The sequence below is a fragment of the Streptomyces sp. CNT360 genome (assembly GCF_000424785.1).
The window spans coordinates 177400-193751 of the sequence record NZ_KE384243.1; the positions used below are offsets into that span (position 1 = coordinate 177400).

Here is a 16352-nt window from a genome sequence, read left to right on the forward strand (position 1 = left end):
GGTGGGCCCCGCCGGGGTGCGGGCGCGTCGGGCTTCAGGACGACGCCGCGTTACTCCGCAGGGTGCACCGTCTGCACCGTCTGCCAACCATCGATACCACCCGGGGAGTACGGGCGGGGCCCACGCATTCGCAGCCGGATAGCGGGCACAGTGGGGGAGACCGATCGACGACGAGGGATGCGAGGAGCACCCATGCCCACGGTTCCGGTGGTGCGCAGCCTGCGCCGGGTGGTGCGGCCCCGCCTGGCGCGCCCCGGGGTGGACCTTGCCCACCCTGCGCGCTCGCCCCTCGGCTCCTCGGTGGTGAGCTGCGTGGCCTACGACGGCGAGGGCACCCGGCTGATGGACGAGTGCGGCATCGCGGAGGCGCTGGCCTGCGTCCGCAAGAGCGAACCGGCCCAGGAGGGTGCGGGGCAGGACGCCGGCGGAGCGGGCGGCGAGGGAGGCGGGTTCGTGTGGATCGGGCTGCACGAGCCGTCGGAGGCGGAGTTCGAGGGCATCACCGAACTGTTCGGGCTGCACCCGCTGGCGGTCGAGAACGCGATCGAGCCGCACCAGCGGCCGAAGGCCGAGTGGTACGGGTCGAGCGGTCCCGGCGGCGGGGGCGGCGAGATGATGTTCGCCGTCTTCAAGACGGTGCGCTACGTGGAGCACGAGGTGCTGTCCACCACCAGCGAGGTGGTGGACACCGGTGAGATCGTCGTCTTCGCCGGACGGGACTTCGTGATCACCGTCCGGCACGGCGGGCACGGCTCTCTCGGCCCCGTACGCGAGGCGCTGGAGGCCGACCCGGAGCAGCTCGCGCGGGGCCCGGCCGCCGTGCTGCACGCGATCGCCGACCAGGTCGTCGACGACTACCTGCTGGTCGCCGACGAGGTGCAGACCGACATCGACGACCTGGAGAGCGCCGTGTTCGCGCCGCAGGCGCCCTCCACGCGGAGCGGCGGCGCCTTCGAGACCGGCCGCATCCACCAGCTCAAGCGCGAGCTGCTCGAACTCAAGCGCGCCACCCAGCCGTTGGCCCGCCCGCTGGAGCTGCTCTCCTCCCGCCCCAACCAGCTCATCGAGGCGGAGATACGCAAGTACTTCCGTGACGTCGCCGACCACCTCTCGCGGGTCACGGAGCAGATCGCCTCCTTCGACTCCCTCCTCGACTCCATCCTCCAGGCCCATCTGGCGCAGGTGTCCACGGCCCAGAACGAGGGCATGCGCAAGATCAGCGCATGGGTCGCGATCGTCGCCGTACCGACCATGGTCTGCGGCATCTACGGCATGAACTTCCACCGCATGCCCGAGCGGCACTGGGAGTTCGGCTACCCGCTCGTGCTGGCCGTCATCGTCGGCGCCTGCGCGGCCATGCACCGGTCGTTCCGCAGAAACGGCTGGCTGTGAACCGGCACGCCGCGCCCGTGCCGCTGCCGGGCGTCACCACCGTCGTCCTCGACGTGGGCGAGACCCTCGTCCGGGACGACCGGTACTGGGGCTCGTGGGCCGACTGGCTCGGCGTGCCCCGGCACACCCTCTCCGCGCTCGTCGGTGCCGTCGTCGCCCAGGGGCGGGACAACCAGGAGGCGCTGCCGCTGGCCCGGCCAGGGCTGGACGTGGACGCGGAGCGGCGCGCGCGGGAGGCTGCCGGATGCGGGGAGCACCTGGCGGAGTCCGACCTGTACGAGGACGTCCGCCCGTCCCTGGCGGCGCTGGGCGCGGCCGGGCTCGCCGTGCACGTCGCCGGCAACCAGACGGCCCGCGCGGGCGCCCTGCTGCGCGCCATGGAGCTGCCCGCCCGCACCGTCTCCACCTCCGAGGAGTGGGGCTGCGCCAAACCCGAACCGGCCTTCTTCGCCCGCGTTCTGGCCACCACCGGCAGCGACCCCGCCGCCACCCTCTACGTCGGCGACCACCCCTCCCGTGACGTGGGCCCCGCCCACGCCGCGGGCCTGCGCACCTGCCACCTCACCCGCGGCCCATGGGGCCACCTGTGGGCGGGCTGCGACGACCCCGCCCCGGACCTGCGGATCGCCGCACTGAGCGAGCTCCCGCCGCTGCTGGGGGCGGAACAGGTGCGGTGACGTCCGCCCCGGCCGCAGCCGGAGTCCCGGCCGGGGTTCGGTCTTTCCGAACCCCCGATACGGGTGGCCGCTCCCTCCTGCGGCGGCCCGCGCGTCCGTAGCGTCGAGGCCATGGTGAACGTGCAGGACAACGGTGGGACGAACCGGGGACCGGCCCTGGTCATGACGGGGGTCGTGCGGCGCTACGGGCGGCGGCGCGCCGCCGTGCAGGCGCTGGGCGGCGTGGATGTGACGCTGCCGAGAGGGAGCTTCACCGCGGTGATGGGCCCCTCCGGGTCGGGCAAGAGCACCCTGCTCCAGTGTGCCGTCGGCCTGGACCGGCCGACCGGGGGCAGCGTGCGGCTCGGCGGGCAGGAGCTGACCCGGATGGGTCCGCGCGCCCTGACCCGGCTGCGCCGCGAGCGGGTCGGCTTCGTCTTCCAGGCGTTCAACCTGCTGCCCGCGCTGAGTGCCGAGCAGAACGTGCGGCTGCCGCTGCGTCTCGCCGGCAGCCGCGCCCGCCGGGGCGGGAGGGACCGCGCCCGGGACGCGCTGGCCCGCGTCGGCCTGGCCGACCGCGCCCGCAGCCGCCCCGCCGAGCTGTCCGGCGGGCAGCAGCAGCGGGTCGCGCTGGCCCGCGCCCTGGTGACGGAGCCCGAGCTGGTCTGCGCCGACGAGCCGACCGGCGCCCTCGATCCGGCCACCGCGGAGGGCGTGCTGCGGCTGCTGCGCCGTGCGGTGGACGAGGCGGGCGCGACGGTCCTGATGGTCACCCACGACCCGGTGGCCGCCGCGTACGCCGACCGTGTGCTCTTCCTGGCCGCCGGGCGCCTGGTGGACGAGTACGTCGCGGGCGCGGGGCCGAAGCCGCGGCACCGGGCCGCCACCGGTTCCGCCGTCCCACGGGGGGACGGCGGAACCGCGGGCGCCGGTGGCGTCTCCGTCAGCGGTGCCGGGGACGTCGCGGGCGGCGTGCGGGCGGCTGCCGCCGAACCGGTGGCCGGCGCCGCCGCACACATCGCGGGGCGGATGCGGGCGCTCGCCGCACCGCCGGGCGGACCGCCCGAGCAGGACCGTCCCGCGCCGGGGGGCCTCGGTATGGAGGTGGCGCGGTGACGGCCGGGCTCGCGCGGGCCTCGGTGCGGCACCGCCCCGTCGCGTTCGCCGGAGTGTTCGGGGTGCTGGTGCTCTCCGCCACCGTCGTGACGGCCTCCGTGGCGATGCTGCGGACGGCCTCGGGCGTGCGGCCGGGCGCGGCCAGGGAGGAACTGGCCACCATGGGGGCCGGGTTCACCGTGGTGACCGGCTACCTGTCGGTGTTCCTCATCGCCATGGTCATGGCCCTGTCGGTGGCGCAGCGGACGCAGGAGCACGCGATGGTGCGGGCGGTCGGGGGGACGCCGTGGCAGATCCGGCGCACCGTCGCGGCCGAGGCGCTGTGCACGGCGCTGCCCGCCCTGCCGGTGGGCTACCTGCTCGGGTGGGCGCTGGCCCGGGGCTGGCTGGCGGGGATGACCGCGCACGGGCTCGTGCCGCAGGGGGTGCCCCTCGTCGTCGGGGCGCCGCCCGCGCTCGCCGCGGGCGGCGTGCTGCTGGTCACCTCGCAGCTCGGCGGCGTACTGGCCGCCCACCGGGCCGCCCGTGCCCGCCCGGCCGACGCCCTGGGGGAGGCGGCCGGCGCACGGCGGGGCCTGACGGTGACCGGCGTGCTGCGCGGCGTCGGAACGCTCCTGGCCCTGTGCGGGGCCGCGGTGCTGACCGCGGTCACCGCCGCGGGGCCGCGCGAGGACGTGGGGGAGCACCTGCCCCTGGTGCTGCTCGCCCATCTCGTCGCCGTCGGCTGCGCGGGTCCCGCCCTCGGGCGTGCCGCGGTGCTGCTGCTCACCTGGCCGGTACGGCTGGTGACGGCGCCGCGGGTGCTGGGCGGGGGTGCCGCCGCCCAGCTGGCCCTCGCACAGGTGAGGGCGCAGGCCCGCCGGCTCTCCTCCGCCCTCGCCCCGGTGGCCCTGGTGGTGGCGTTCACGCTGGTCAAGCTGGCCGCGCTGGCGCACAGCGCGGACCCCCCGTGGGTCGACCTGTTCGCGACCGTCCTGTATGCCGCCTTCGCCGCGACGGCCGCCGCCCTCACGCTGATGATGCTCAGCGCCGAGGGCCGTCGCGAGGTCGCGCTGCTGCGGTCGGTGGGCGCCGGGGCGGGGCAGGTCGTGCGGATGCGGATGACGGAGGCGGTGACGGTCGCCGTCACGGGGTACGGCGTGGGCACCGCTGTGGCCCTCGCGGTGACGCTGCCGCTCGGCGACGCCGCCGGGGCCTCCCTGACCGCGCTGCCGGCCGGCACCTGGGCGGGCACCGGTGCGGGGGTGCTCGCGCTGGCCCTCGCCTCGACCCTGGCCCCGGTGCCGGGCCACCTGCGCCGGGCGCTGCGCCGGTGACCGTACGGTGCTAAAGAGCCGACGCGGCGCCGCCGGGGACGCCCGAAGGACCGCCCCTACGACCATGAAAGCCGCCCTGTGACCGTGAAGGCCGTACTCGAATCGCTCGGCATCCCCGTGACGCGGCCGGCGCTGCGCGCCCTCGCGTACGCGGTCGTCGGTCTGGTCCCCGCGCTGCTGGGCGTGCCGGCGCTGGCGCTGGTCGCGCTCGGTGCGGTGCTGTGCGTGACGCGGGTGGGGATGCCGGTGCTCTCCCTCGTGCTGACAGCCGTGCGCGCGCTCACCGATCTCGAACGGGCTCTGGTGCGCGGGCTGCTGGGCGAGCGGGTGTCCGCACCGCCGCGCCCCCTCCCGCTGCGCGCCGCGTACGACGGCGCGGCCTGGCGGAGTGCGGCCTTCGCGGTGGTCGACGCGCCGCTCGGGGTGGTGCTGCTGGCCGTCCAGGTGCCCGTGCGGCTGTACGGGCTGGCGCTGCTGTCCTACCCCCTGTGGTTCCGGGCGGTCCGCCAGAACGGGCACCACGGCATCGAGCTCACCGGGACCGTCGCCCTCGACACCTGGCCGCGCGTCCTCGCCGTGGCCGCCTGCGGGCTGGTCGTGCTGGCGGTCGCCGGCTGGGCGGGCCGCCGGCTGGCCGACCTCGTGCGGCTGCTGGCCCGCACCCTGCTCGCCCCGCTCCGCCTCGCCGGCCGGGTCCAGGACCTGGAGGAGACCCGTGCCCTGGCCGTCCGCGACTCCGCCGCCACCCTGCGCCGCATCGAACGCGACCTGCACGACGGCGCCCAGGCCCGCCTGGTCGCCCTCGCCATGGCTCTCACCCGCGCCAAGGACGCCCTGCGCGCCCCCGAGCCCTCCCCGGCCGACACCGACAGGGCCCGCACGCTGATCGACCAGTCGCTGTCCACCGCCCGCACCGCCCTGAGCGACCTGCGGGACCTCGTGCGGGGCATCCATCCGCCGGTCCTCGACAAGGGCCTGGGGCCTGCCCTGGCCTCGCTGCGCTCCGACATCGAGACGCCCGCCCTCCGCGTCGAGCTGCGGACCGCGCTCCTGGCCGCCCCCCGGCCGCCCGAAGCGGTGGAGACCATCGCCTACTTCTGTGCGGCCGAGCTGCTGACCAACGCCGCCCGGCACGCCGCCGCGGAACGCGTCACGGTCAGCGCGTCGATCGAGGAGGCGGGGCGGGCGCTGGTCCTTCTCGTCGAGGACGACGGCCGGGGCGGCGCGGCACCGGCGCCCACCGGCGGGAAGGCCACCGGCCCGGGCGCCTCCACCGGACTGCGGGGCCTCGCCGAGCGGGTACGCACCGTGGACGGCACACTGAGCCTCCACAGCCCGCCCGGGGGACCGACGAGAGCCACGGTCCGCCTGCCGCTCGCACACCAGCAGGAGACACCGTGAGCGTCCGCACAGGTCAGGCCCTGCGCCTGGTGATCGCCGAGGACGCCGTCGTCGTACGGGAGGGGCTCGTCGGCCTGCTCACCGACCGGGGCCTGGAGGTGGCCGCCGCTGTCGGAGACGCGGACGCGCTGTTGGCGGCGGTCGAGCGGACCCGTCCCGACGCCGTCGTCGCCGACATCCGGATGCCGCCCACCCACCGCGACGAGGGCCTGCGCGCGGCCGCGCTGCTGCGGGCCCGCCATCCCCGGCTCGGCATCCTGCTGTTCTCCCAGTACGTGGAGACCAGTTACGCGCACACTCTGCTCGCGGGCGGCCCCGCCGGCATCGGCTACCTGCTCAAGGACCGGGTCCTGGACGTCGAGGAGTTCGTGGACGCCCTGCACCGCGTCGTCGAGGGCGGCACCGCGCTCGACCCCGACGTCATCTCCCGCCTGCTGCGGGCCGGTCCCACCCTCGCCGCCCTCACCCGCCGCGAACGGGAGGTCCTGGGTCTCATGGCCGAGGGCCTCACCAACTCCGCGGTGGCGGCGCGCATGGGGGTCTCCCAGCGTGCGGTCGAGAAGCACACCGCCGCCATCTTCGAGAAGCTGGAGATCCCCCGGACCACCGAGACCCACCGCCGTGTCCAGGCGGTCCTCCACTACCTGGGCGGCAGGTAGCGGTGCCCCGCCCCCGGCCCCCGGCGCGGTGGTGCGGTCAGCGCCGGGCGGCGGAGCCGGACTCGGCGCGTGGGGCGGCGGGGGCGGGGGAGGCCGTCCGCGCGGCAGTGGAGCGCTGGGTCGCCAGCAGGACCACGGCCACCACGGCCATGATGCCGACGACCATGGCGAGCGTGACGGGAGCGTGCACGTCGAGCAGGATCATCGTGGTGTTCGCGGCGAAGTGGGTGACCATCGAGCCGACGACACCGGCGTGCTCGTAGGCGTAGGCGGTCAGCATGGCCATGGGGACGACGCTGACGGCGAAGAGCACACCGCTCGGGGTGGCCAGGCCCAGCTCGTTCTGCACGGTCCCGTCGATGAGGAACAGCGGCAGGTGCCACACCGACCAGACGACACCCAGCACCAGGCCGACCTGGAGGCGGCCCATCGACGCGCGCATCCGCGGGTAGGCGGTGCCCCGCCAGCCCGGCTCCTCCGAGAGCGGACCGGAGACCACCATGCTGACGAGGAACGCGGCCGGCCCGCCCGCCTTCGACATCACGTCCGCCGCGGTCTGCAGGCTCAGGGCCGGGCCGTCCGCCGCCTGCGACAGCAGGGCGGCCGCAACCACCGTCGCCGAGGTGCCCATGAGGAGGAGCGGCAGCAGGAGCAGGGCCTTCCGCCGGAAGGGCACCGCGTGCTCGGGCAGGGCGTCACCGCGCCGGCGCCGGCGTATCCGGACCACCAGGGCGGCGATCAGCGGTCCGAAGGCGCCGAACAGGTAGGGCAGGGCGGTGGGCGGGGTCGTCGCCGACCCGCCGAGCAGCATCGCGGCGCCCCAGGAGGCCCAACTGACGCCGAAGGCCAGCACCATGAACAGGCCCAGGTCGCTGCGGGGCGCGGCGGCAGGGGGCGCGTCCGCGGGGGACTGCCCGGCGTGGGGTTTCGCGAGGAGGTTCAGGGTTGACGCTGTCATGACGCACCGCTCTCTGCAGTCGTGAGGGTTGACGAGTTCTCGGGGGGACGGGGGCGCGGAGCCGTCAGGGCCGGTCCGCGCGCGATCCGGTCGGCGCCTGGTCCACCGCCCCGTCCAGCCGCGGGGCGAGCCAGGAGGCGACGAGGGCGAGGAGTTCGGGGTCGACCGGCTGCCGCAGCAGGCGCCCGTAGGAGCGCAGGCTGTGCGGCCCCGGGTCGCGGCGCAGCACGTGGGTGAGGTCGGGGACGCGGTGGACCTCGGCGCCGCTGGGGACCAGGCGGCGCATCTCCTCCAGGTCGTCGGGGGCGACCTGGAGATCCTTGGCGCCGGTGACGGCCAGCACGGGCACCTGGATCGCGGCGAGGTCGTCGCGGGTGTCGTGGGCGAGGTTCTCGCGCATCCAGCGGGCGTTGACCGGGATGCCGGCGATGCGGGCCACGTCCGTCTGCGTCCTGCGCAGCCGGCCGAGAGCCCGGCCGCCCAGTGCGCCCAGCGGCCGGCGCAGCAGCCGTGCCGGAGCGGGCAGTGTCCCGAAGTGCGAGCGGGCCTGCCAGCGCACGGCGTCCTCGCCCTTGCGGGCGTACCCGGCGAGCAGCACCGCGGCGTGCACCTCCTGCTGCGCGGCGAGCGCCATCGCGTGCAGGGCGCCTTCGCTGTGGCCGACGACGCCGACCGCGTCGGAGCGTACGGCGGGGTGGGCCGCCAGGGCGCGGGCGGCGGCGACGGCGTCCTCGCGGTTGTCGGTGAAGCCGCTGGTGCGCCACCTGCCCGGGGTGGCACCGACGCCGCGCCGGTCGTAGCGCAGGGTGGCGATGCCTTCCGCCGCGAGGGCGTCGGCCAGCGGCCGGGCCAGGTTCATCGTCAGCTTGCGGGAGTTGCCCTCGCGGTCCAGCGGGCCGGAGCCGTGCAGGAGCAGGACGGCGGGGTGCGGGCCGGGTGCCGTCGGCAGGGTCAGGGTGCCGGCCAGGGGGACCCCGTCGGCCGCGGTGACCGTCAGTTCGATGTCGGGCAAGACTCCGCCTCTCTCCGTTCTCAACTTCGAGAACGTTATCAAACATGAGAGTATGGCGTCATGGCAAATGCGAACGAGCTCATGCACCCCGTGCGGATGCGCATCCTGCAGACCCTGCTCGGCGCCGGCGAACTGACCACGGCGCAACTGCGCGACCGGCTCCCCGACATCGCCCCGGCCACCATGTACCGGCACGTCGCGGCCCTCGCGAAGAGCGGCGTCATCGAGGTGGTCGACGAGCGGCCCGTTCGTGGCACCGTCGAGCGCAGCTACCAGGTCCGCCAGGAGCGGGCCCTCATCGACGCCGGCGCGCGCGCCACCATGGGCAAGGAGGACCACCGGCGGGCCTTCGCCGTCTTCACCGCGGCCGTGATGGGCGACTTCGACCGCTACCTCTCCCATGAGGACGCCGACCCTGCCCGGGAGAACGTCCTCTACCGGCAGGGCGCCGTGTGGCTGACCGACGAGGAGTTCGCCGCGCTCGTCGAGGAGATCGAGGCGGCCGTCGCCCGCCGCACCCGCACCACCCCGGGCGACGGGCGCACCCGCCACCTCCTCAGCCTCGTCTTCGTACCGGACAAGACCGCCACCCCCGAAGCGGACGGGTGACACGAGTACCGCCGCGTACGCGGAAACCTCCGAGCCCTGGAGCCGTCGTCGGCGTCCAGGGACCTGGATGCGAGCGCCCGGTCAGGCGTGCCTCGGCGGTGCTCAGCTACAGCACCAGCGACAGCAACAGCAGCAGCACCAGCGAGACGACGGAAATGATCGTCTCCATCACCGACCAGGACTTGACCGTCTGGCCGACGCTCATTCCGAAGTACTCCTTGACCAGCCAGAACCCGGCGTCGTTGACGTGGCTGAAGAAGAGCGAGCCGGCGCCGACGGCCAGCACGACGAGCGCGGCCTGTGCGGTGGACATGTCGGCGGCGAGCGGCGCGACGAGCCCCGCGGCCGACACGGTGGCGACCGTCGCGGACCCGGTCGCCAGCCGGATGCCGACCGCGATGAGCCAGCCGAGCAGCAGCGCGGGGACGGACCAGTCCTTGGACAGGTCGAGGATCATCTGCCCGATGCCGACGTCCACCAGCGTCTGCTTGAACCCGCCGCCGGCGCCGACGATCAGCAGGATGCCCGCGATGGGCCCCAGCGAGCCGGCGACCGTGTCGGAGAGCCGGTCCTTGGAGAAACCGGCGGAGCGGCCGAGGGTGAACAGGGCGACGAGGACGGCGACCAGCAGGGCGATCATCGGGTCGCCGACGACGTCCATGACGCGCTGCCCGGTGTTGTCCGCGTCGTCGACGGCGATGTCGGTCAGTGCCTTGGCGAGCATCAGCACGACGGGCAGCAGCACGGTGGCGAGCGTGCTGCCGAAGCCGGGCCGCTTGTCCGCATCGGCGCTGACGCGCTCGGGGACGACCCCCTCGGGCGGCGTGGTGTCCACCCAGCGTGCGGCGACCTTCCCGAAGAGCGGACCGGCGACCACCAGCGTCGGGATGCCCACGACGAGGCCGAGGGCCAGGGTGACGCCGAGGTTGGCGTGGATGGCGTCGATGGCCACGAGCGGACCCGGGTGCGGCGGGATGAGCCCGTGCATCACCGACAGGCCGGCCAGCGCGGGGATGCCGACCCGCATCACCGAGTAGTTGCCCCGCTTGGCGACCAGCAGCACGACCGGGATCAGCAGGACGAGGCCGACCTCGAAGAACATCGGCAGGCCGACGATGCCGGCGATCAGCGCCATCGCCCACGGAATGCTGCGCCTGCTCGCCTTGCCCAGGATGGTGTCGACGATCTGGTCGGCGCCCCCGGAGTCGGCCAGCAGCTTGCCGAGGACGGCACCGAGCGCGATGAGCACGCCGACGCCGGAGACGGTGTCACCGAGCCCGGCGGTGAAGCTGGAGACGGCCTTGTCCAGCGGCGCCGCGGCCACGGCGCCCAGCACGAGGGACCCGATGGTCAGCGACAGGAACGCGTGCAGCTTGAACCGGGTGATGAGGACGACGATGACGGCGATACCGACGAGGGCGGCGATCCCCAACTGCGCGTTGCCGGCTGAGCTGATGGGGTCCGGCTGCGACCCCGCGGCCAGCATCTCGACACTGAGATGGCTCACGGCTCTTCCTTCGCTGTGTGTGGGTGGGGAGAGGTGGAGAGAGGGGGGACGGGGGTGCCTCGGCTCAGGACGGGGTGGCCGCCTCGGCGGCGGCCTCCCGCGCCCGCTCGCCGCGCAGGGCGGCCAGCGCCCGTTCGGTGACGGCACGCGGGCCCGGGGCGACGGAGACGGTCACGCCCCGCTCGTCCGGGCGCAGGGGTTCGAGGGCCGCGAACTGCGAGTCCAGCAGGGCGACGGGCATGAAGTGGTCGGCCCGCTCGGCCATCCGCCGCGCTATCAGCCCCCGGTCGCCGGTGAGGTGGACGAACACCAGGTGGGGAGCGGCGGCCCGGAGCCGGTCGCGGTAGGCGCGCTTGAGCGCGGAGCAGCTCACGACGCCGCCGACGTGAGCGTGCTCGTGCGCCCAGGCGCCGATCGCGTCGAGCCAGGGGGCCCGGTCGGTGTCGTCCAGGGGGGTGCCGGCGGACATCTTGGCCACGTTGGCCGGGGGGTGGAAGGCGTCGGCCTCGGCATAGGGCACGTCCAGGGCTTCGGCCAGCAGCCGTCCGACGGTGGTCTTGCCCGTTCCGGCGACGCCCATGACGACCACGACGTTCTGGTTCGTCATCTCACTCAGTCCTCATCGACCGTCCTCATCGACTGTCTTCGCCGGCCTCGGCGACGAGCACACCTAACCTCATAGGTCACACGTATTCAATAGTCGGACGCGTATTAGTCATACTTAATTGGAGTGACGATGAGCACGTAGGCTGAACGTCCCGACGCGCTCGCCGAGCGTGCCCGGCGGCCCGGACGGGCCGGGAACGACAGGAGACCAGCCGCAGATGACCAGCCAGGAGGCGGACGGGGCCGACCGGGCGGACGGGAGCGCACAGGCCGCCCGTGCACAGGCCCCCGCACGCGACCGCGGCCTGCACGCCCGGCTGCTCGCCTCCCTCGGCCCCGCGATCACCGCGGGCGAGTACCCGCCCGGCACGGTGCTGCGCACCGAGGAGCTGGCGAGCCGGTACGAGGTCTCCCGCACGGTGGCACGGGAGGCCGTACGGGTCCTGGAGTCCATGCACCTGGTGGAGTCCCGCCGCCGGGTCGGGGTGACCGTGCTGCCGCCCGAGGAATGGGACGTCTACGACCCGCAGGTCATCACCTGGCGGCTGGCCGGCACCGACCGCGGGCGCCAACTGCGCTCCCTCACCGTGCTGCGCTCGGCCGTGGAACCGGTCGCCGCCCGGCTCGCCGCCGAACTGGCCGGGCCCCAGGAGTGCGCGGAGCTGACCGAGCACGCCCTGGGCATGGTGGCGACCTCACGCGGCCGGCAGTTGGAGAACTACCTGGTGCACGACATCGCCTTCCACCGCACCGTGCTGCGCGCCTCCCGCAACGAGATGTTCGCCCGCCTCGGCGACGTCGTCGCGGCGGTGCTGGCCGGCCGGACGCACCACGACGTCATGTTCGCCGACCCCCGGCAGGAGGCCGTCACCCTCCACGTCCAGGTCGCCGAGGCCGTCCGCGAACGGGACGGCACCCGCGCCGAGGCCGCCATGCGCACCATCACCGAGGACGCGATGGCGGAGCTGGACGTCCTGGCCCCCTGAGCACCGTCCCCCGCACCATCCCGCACCCTCCGCACCACCTCCGCGGCGCGAGTGCGGTCACCCGGCGTGCAGGTGCGCGTCACCCGGAAGAGGGGGCCTGTCACCGGCGGGCCCCTCCCAGGGCGCGGGGGCGGACCGCGGCGCGGACGATGGCCCCATGGCAGAGCCCACCGGACCGCCCCCGGGCCGCGGCCCCGAACGGTCACGCTGGGCGTGGCCGCTGCTGGGGCCGCTGGTGGCGATCCTGTTCGCGGCCTTCTTCCTGCTGCCCGCGCGCACCCTGGGCCCGGAGCGGCCGGTGCTGAGCTGGACGGTGTTCGCCCTCGCCCTCGCGGGCATCGCCGTGCTGCTGCTCAAGCACATGCGCGACGCCATGTTCGACCGGCCGGGCACGGTCGTGGCCCTGGTGTCGCTGATGTGCCTGTCGGTGCTGGTCTTCTCCTCGGCGTACTTCGTGATCTCCCACCATCCCGGGGAGTTCCACGGCCTGCACACCCGGCTGGACGCCCTCTACTTCTCGCTGCTGACCCTGGCCACCCTCAGCTACGGCGACATCGCGCCCCGCGGACAGTCCGCACGGCTGGCCATCCTCCTGCAGATCCTCTACACCCTCGTCTTCCTCACCGCCGCCGCCACCACCCTCACCGGCAGGCTCCGCCGCACGGCGGCCAACCGGCCCCCGCGCGGCAGGGGCCGCAAGGGCGTCCCCCGCCCCTGACGGGGCTGCCGACCGGCATGTAGCGCACGACACAGCCGTACCCGGCGCCCCGTGGGAGGATGCCCGGCGGCCGTGCGAGCGGATCGCGAACGGGTGGATGGCCGTCCTTGCCACGCAGGTTCACGTGGGAGCACGTGAGACAGAGACAGGGCCGATGACGATGCGCACCGTGACGATCACCGGAACCCGGACGACGGGGCACCGGGACCCCGCCCACTACGCGAAGCTCTTCGTGGAGTACCTGGGCCCCTTCGCGCCGGACACGCACTTCTACCTCGGCGGCGCCCGGGGCATCGACAGCCTCGCGTTGAGGTGGCTGGCCGAACAGACGCAGGCCTGGATCACCGTCGTCGTCCCCGGCACACTCGACCAGCAGCCGCCCGAGGCCCGGCACGCCGTCAACCGCACCTGGAACCGCATCGCGGAGATCGTCGAGCTGGGCGCCGAACCGTTGGACGACGCCGCCCATCTGGCCCGTCACCGCTGGATGGTGGACCGCTCCGACCTCGTCATCGGCTTCCCCGTCGGCGCGAGCACCGGCTCCGGCACCTGGCGGACCCTCGACTACGCGGACCGCCAGGGCAAGGCCCGGCTGATCGTGCCCACCTGAGCCCTCACCGTTCGGACACTTCGTTCACCTCGTCCGCCTCGTTCACGGCGTTCACCCCGTTCGTCCCTTTCACCCCGTTCACCCTTTTCACACCTTTCACAGCGTCTTCACGAATCGACAGGGTGCATGGAGACGGCGGGCCGGGGCACCCGGGCGGCGGAGGTGAACAGTCATGGTCCCGTTGTTGCTCGTGCTGTTGCTCGCACTGCTGCTGTTCGGCGTGGGGTTCGCGGTCAAGGCGCTGTGGTGGATAGCCGTGATCGTGCTCGTGGTGTGGCTGCTGGGCTTCTTCGTCCGGCCCACCAGCGGAGGACGGCGCGGTCGCTGGTACCGGTGGTAGCGCCGGGGACGTGCGCGGCGCCGGAGGGCTGAGGCCCCGACGCCCCGGCGGCCCGCCCCGTCCCCGGCTCCCGTGCCGGTCGCCCGGCGACGCGCAGTGCGCCGCCGTACCCCTCGGCCCCGCTCCCCGGACTCCGTCCCGGAAGCGGGGCCGGTGCGGTGGCCGCGAAGAGCGGCCGCCGCACCTGACAGGTCGTAAGGTCGCAAACATGGACACCACCGCACTTCTCAAGGACGCCTTCACCCGGGTGAACGGCGAGGTGCACGCCGCTCTCGACGGCATCGCCAAGAAGCATCTGAACGAGCGGCTGGACCCGGGGACGAACACCGTGGCGTGGCTGATCTGGCACCTCACCCGGGTGCAGGACGACCACCTCGCGGACGCCGCGGGGCAGGAGCAGAACTGGCACGCACAGGGGTTCGAGGAACGGTTCGGGCTGCCCCTCGACTCCGACGACACCGGTTTCGGCCACTCACCCGAGGACGTGGCGGCCGTCCGGGTGGACTCGCCGCCGCTGCTGGTCGCCTACCACGACGCCGTTCACCAGCGGACTCTCGACTACCTGGACACGATCGGGTCCCAGTCGCTGGGCCGGATCGTCGACGACGCCTGGGACCCGCCGGTCACCCTCGGGGTACGTCTCGTGAGCGTCATCGGCGACACGATGCAGCACGTCGGTCAGGCGGCCTTCCTGCGCGGCGTGCTCGAACGCCGCGGCTGACAGCAGGCACCTCCCCGCACCGCCCCGCATCGCCGACCCACAGCCCCCACCCGAGCCCCGCACAGCGGGAACCCCGCAGAGCAGAAGAGAGGCGCGCCCCGTGATCCCCCAGCGCACCGCCACCAGCTCGACCCTGACCCTGCACGTCAACGACACCGCGCACACCGTCACCGTGGACCACCGCACCACCGTCCTGGACGTGCTGCGCGAACACCTGGACCTCACCGGTAGCAAGAAGGGCTGCGACCACGGCCAGTGCGGTGCCTGCACGGTGCTGCTGGAGGGGCGCCGTGCCAACAGCTGCCTGCTGCTGGCGGTGGCGCACGACGGCGCGCACCTCACCACCGTCGAGGGGCTCGGCGACGCCCAGCGGCCGCACCCGCTCCAGCAGGCGTTCCAGGACCGGGACGCCTTCCAGTGCGGTTACTGCACGCCCGGGCAGATCGTCTCGGGCGTCGGCATGCTGTGCGAGGCCGCCGAGGGGCACCCCTCGCACGTCACACCACCGCAGGTGCTGGAGGAGGCCACGGGGGCGCCCGCCGAGCTGGACCGGGACGAGATCCGCGAACGCATGAGCGGCAACATCTGCCGCTGCGGCGCCTACCCGCACATCGTCGAGGCGATCGAGGACGTGGCCGATCACGCCGGCTCCGCCACCGCCGCGCACGCCGGCTCCGGTGCCCGGACGTCCGCCCGCCGCCCCAGCGAGGTGACCGCGTGAAGACCTTCACCTTCGAGCGGGCCACCAGCCCCGAAGAGGCCGTCTCCGCGTTCGCCGCCCAGCCGCACGCCCGCTACCTGGCGGGCGGCACCAACCTGGTGGACCTGATGAAGCTCGGCGTCGAGACGCCGGAACACCTCATCGACGTCTCCCGGCTGCCGCTGGACGAGGTCGAGGAGACCCAGGAGGGCGGCCTGCGCGTCGGCGCCAACGTGCGCAACAGCGACCTGGCCGCCCACCCCGCCGTCTGCCGCCGGTACCCCGCGCTCGCGGAGGCGCTGCTGGCGGGCGCCTCCGGGCAGTTGCGGAACCTGGCCACCACCGGCGGCAACGTCCTCCAGCGCACCCGCTGCCCCTACTTCCAGGACACCTCGGCGCCCTGCAACAAGCGCGAGCCGGGCACCGGCTGCTCGGCACGCGAGGGCGTCAACCGCGACATGGCCGTCCTCGGCCACTCCGCGCACTGCGTGGCCACCCACCCGTCGGACATGGCGGTGGCGATGGCGGCCTACGACGCCGAGCTCGAACTGCTCGGCCCGGAAGGCACGCGGACCGTCCCCGCCGCCGAGTTCCACCGGCTGCCCGGCGACACCCCGGAGCAGGACACGGTGCTGCGGCCCGGCGAACTGATCTCCCACGTGACGCTGCCCGCGCCGCCCGAGGGCGCCCGGGCCGGCTACCGCAAGGCGCGCGACCGCGCCTCGTACGCGTTCGCCCTCGCCTCCGCCGCCGCCGTCCTCGCCCTGGACGGCGACGGCCGGATCCGGCACGCCGGGCTCGCCTTCGGCGGGCTCGCCCACCGCCCCTGGCGGGCCCGTACCGCCGAGGAGGCGCTGCTCGGCGCGCGGCCCGACGCCGACAGCATCGGCCGGGCCCTGGACGCGGAACTGGCCGCGGCCCGGCCGCTGTCCGAGAACGCCTTCAAGGTGCCGCTGGCCCGCAGCGTCGCGGTCAGCCTGCTGACCCGCCTCGCCGGCACGTCCGGCGCCGACAACCCGACCAGCCCCGCGCGGACGTGAGGAAC

The 16352-nt window shown here is 74.4% G+C and carries 17 protein-coding genes and 1 pseudogene; 14 read left to right on the top strand and 4 right to left on the bottom strand.

Annotated elements, in window-relative coordinates; all coding sequences use genetic code 11:
- Positions 1-192: 192 nt before the first annotated feature.
- From H297_RS0126565 to H297_RS0126590, 6 genes and pseudogenes are all read left to right on the top strand, one after another.
- The gene (locus tag H297_RS0126565) at positions 193-1392 is read left to right on the top strand and encodes a magnesium and cobalt transport protein CorA (RefSeq protein ID WP_027739526.1); all 1200 of its coding nucleotides are present in this window, start codon (positions 193-195) and stop codon (positions 1390-1392) included.
- A complete protein-coding gene (locus H297_RS0126570; RefSeq protein WP_486589680.1) occupies positions 1389-2069 on the top strand; it encodes an HAD family hydrolase in 681 nt (226 codons plus the stop codon). Before H297_RS0126565 ends, H297_RS0126570 begins: the two co-directional genes overlap by 4 nt.
- Positions 2070-2180: 111 nt before the next feature.
- Positions 2181-2975, top strand: a pseudogene (locus tag H297_RS38600) (ABC transporter ATP-binding protein); the annotation flags it as partial.
- A gap of 185 nt (positions 2976-3160) precedes the next feature.
- Entirely contained in the window at positions 3161-4480 is a 1320-nt protein-coding gene (locus H297_RS38605; RefSeq protein WP_037795509.1) for an ABC transporter permease, read from the top strand.
- A gap of 78 nt (positions 4481-4558) precedes the next feature.
- Entirely contained in the window at positions 4559-5881 is a 1323-nt protein-coding gene (locus H297_RS38610) for a sensor domain-containing protein (RefSeq protein WP_051352202.1), read from the top strand.
- A 20-nt stretch (positions 5882-5901) separates the two neighbouring features.
- A complete protein-coding gene (locus H297_RS0126590; protein ID WP_027739528.1) occupies positions 5902-6540 on the top strand; it encodes a response regulator transcription factor in 639 nt (212 codons plus the stop codon).
- A gap of 37 nt (positions 6541-6577) precedes the next feature.
- Here H297_RS0126590 and H297_RS38615 read toward each other — a convergent pair whose 3' ends face one another.
- Both H297_RS38615 and H297_RS0126600 read right to left on the bottom strand, forming a co-directional pair.
- Entirely contained in the window at positions 6578-7498 is a 921-nt protein-coding gene (locus H297_RS38615) for a CPBP family intramembrane glutamic endopeptidase (protein ID WP_486589681.1), read from the bottom strand.
- A gap of 64 nt (positions 7499-7562) precedes the next feature.
- On the bottom strand, positions 7563-8510 hold the full coding sequence (locus H297_RS0126600; RefSeq protein WP_027739529.1) for an alpha/beta fold hydrolase: 948 nt from the start codon (positions 8508-8510) through the stop codon (positions 7563-7565).
- Positions 8511-8570: 60 nt separating this feature from the next.
- Between H297_RS0126600 and H297_RS0126605 the strand changes: the two genes are divergently transcribed.
- Positions 8571-9119 (top strand): helix-turn-helix domain-containing protein, encoded by a 549-nt coding sequence (locus H297_RS0126605; protein ID WP_027739530.1) that lies wholly within the window; start codon positions 8571-8573, stop codon positions 9117-9119.
- Positions 9120-9225: 106 nt separating this feature from the next.
- Here H297_RS0126605 and H297_RS0126610 read toward each other — a convergent pair whose 3' ends face one another.
- Positions 9226-10626, bottom strand: coding sequence for a GntT/GntP/DsdX family permease (locus H297_RS0126610; RefSeq protein WP_027739531.1), 1401 nt, complete (start codon positions 10624-10626; stop codon positions 9226-9228).
- Positions 10627-10690: 64 nt separating this feature from the next.
- Positions 10691-11233, bottom strand: coding sequence for a gluconokinase (locus H297_RS0126615; protein WP_027739532.1), 543 nt, complete (start codon positions 11231-11233; stop codon positions 10691-10693).
- Between the two features lie 217 nt (positions 11234-11450).
- Here H297_RS0126615 and H297_RS0126620 point away from each other — a divergent pair, with 217 nt between their 5' ends.
- The 7 genes from H297_RS0126620 (at position 11451) to H297_RS0126650 (ending at position 16347) form a co-directional block, all read left to right on the top strand.
- The gene (locus tag H297_RS0126620; RefSeq protein ID WP_486589682.1) at positions 11451-12218 is read left to right on the top strand and encodes a FadR/GntR family transcriptional regulator; all 768 of its coding nucleotides are present in this window, start codon (positions 11451-11453) and stop codon (positions 12216-12218) included.
- A 157-nt stretch (positions 12219-12375) separates the two neighbouring features.
- The gene (locus tag H297_RS38620) at positions 12376-12936 is read left to right on the top strand and encodes a potassium channel family protein (RefSeq protein WP_051352203.1); all 561 of its coding nucleotides are present in this window, start codon (positions 12376-12378) and stop codon (positions 12934-12936) included.
- Between the two features lie 154 nt (positions 12937-13090).
- Positions 13091-13546 carry a DNA-processing protein DprA gene (locus tag H297_RS0126630; RefSeq protein WP_027739534.1) on the top strand — a complete coding sequence of 152 codons (456 nt, stop codon included), beginning with the start codon at positions 13091-13093 and terminating at the stop codon, positions 13544-13546.
- A 172-nt stretch (positions 13547-13718) separates the two neighbouring features.
- Positions 13719-13886 (top strand): DUF5670 family protein, encoded by a 168-nt coding sequence (locus H297_RS0126635; RefSeq protein ID WP_027739535.1) that lies wholly within the window; start codon positions 13719-13721, stop codon positions 13884-13886.
- Positions 13887-14094: 208 nt separating this feature from the next.
- Entirely contained in the window at positions 14095-14607 is a 513-nt protein-coding gene (locus H297_RS0126640; RefSeq protein ID WP_027739536.1) for a mycothiol transferase, read from the top strand.
- A gap of 100 nt (positions 14608-14707) precedes the next feature.
- Positions 14708-15328, top strand: coding sequence for a 2Fe-2S iron-sulfur cluster-binding protein (locus tag H297_RS38625; protein ID WP_051352204.1), 621 nt, complete (start codon positions 14708-14710; stop codon positions 15326-15328).
- The gene (locus tag H297_RS0126650; RefSeq protein WP_027739537.1) at positions 15325-16347 is read left to right on the top strand and encodes an FAD binding domain-containing protein; all 1023 of its coding nucleotides are present in this window, start codon (positions 15325-15327) and stop codon (positions 16345-16347) included. Before H297_RS38625 ends, H297_RS0126650 begins: the two co-directional genes overlap by 4 nt.
- Positions 16348-16352: the final 5 nt, after the last annotated feature.

What these genes read in the sequence shown, in the direction of transcription:
- H297_RS0126565 (WP_027739526.1), top strand. Translation starts at nt 193, where the DNA reads ATGCCCACGGTTCCGGTGGTGCGCAGCCTGCGCCGGGTGGTGCGGCCC.
- H297_RS38615 (WP_486589681.1), bottom strand. Translation starts at nt 7,498, where the DNA reads ATGACAGCGTCAACCCTGAACCTCCTCGCGAAACCCCACGCCGGGCAG.
- H297_RS0126605 (WP_027739530.1), top strand. Translation starts at nt 8,571, where the DNA reads ATGGCAAATGCGAACGAGCTCATGCACCCCGTGCGGATGCGCATCCTG.
- H297_RS0126615 (WP_027739532.1), bottom strand. Translation starts at nt 11,233, where the DNA reads ATGACGAACCAGAACGTCGTGGTCGTCATGGGCGTCGCCGGAACGGGC.
- H297_RS0126620 (WP_486589682.1), top strand. Translation starts at nt 11,451, where the DNA reads ATGACCAGCCAGGAGGCGGACGGGGCCGACCGGGCGGACGGGAGCGCA.
- H297_RS38620 (WP_051352203.1), top strand. Translation starts at nt 12,376, where the DNA reads ATGGCAGAGCCCACCGGACCGCCCCCGGGCCGCGGCCCCGAACGGTCA.
- H297_RS0126630 (WP_027739534.1), top strand. Translation starts at nt 13,091, where the DNA reads ATGACGATGCGCACCGTGACGATCACCGGAACCCGGACGACGGGGCAC.
- H297_RS0126635 (WP_027739535.1), top strand. Translation starts at nt 13,719, where the DNA reads ATGGTCCCGTTGTTGCTCGTGCTGTTGCTCGCACTGCTGCTGTTCGGC.
- H297_RS0126640 (WP_027739536.1), top strand. Translation starts at nt 14,095, where the DNA reads ATGGACACCACCGCACTTCTCAAGGACGCCTTCACCCGGGTGAACGGC.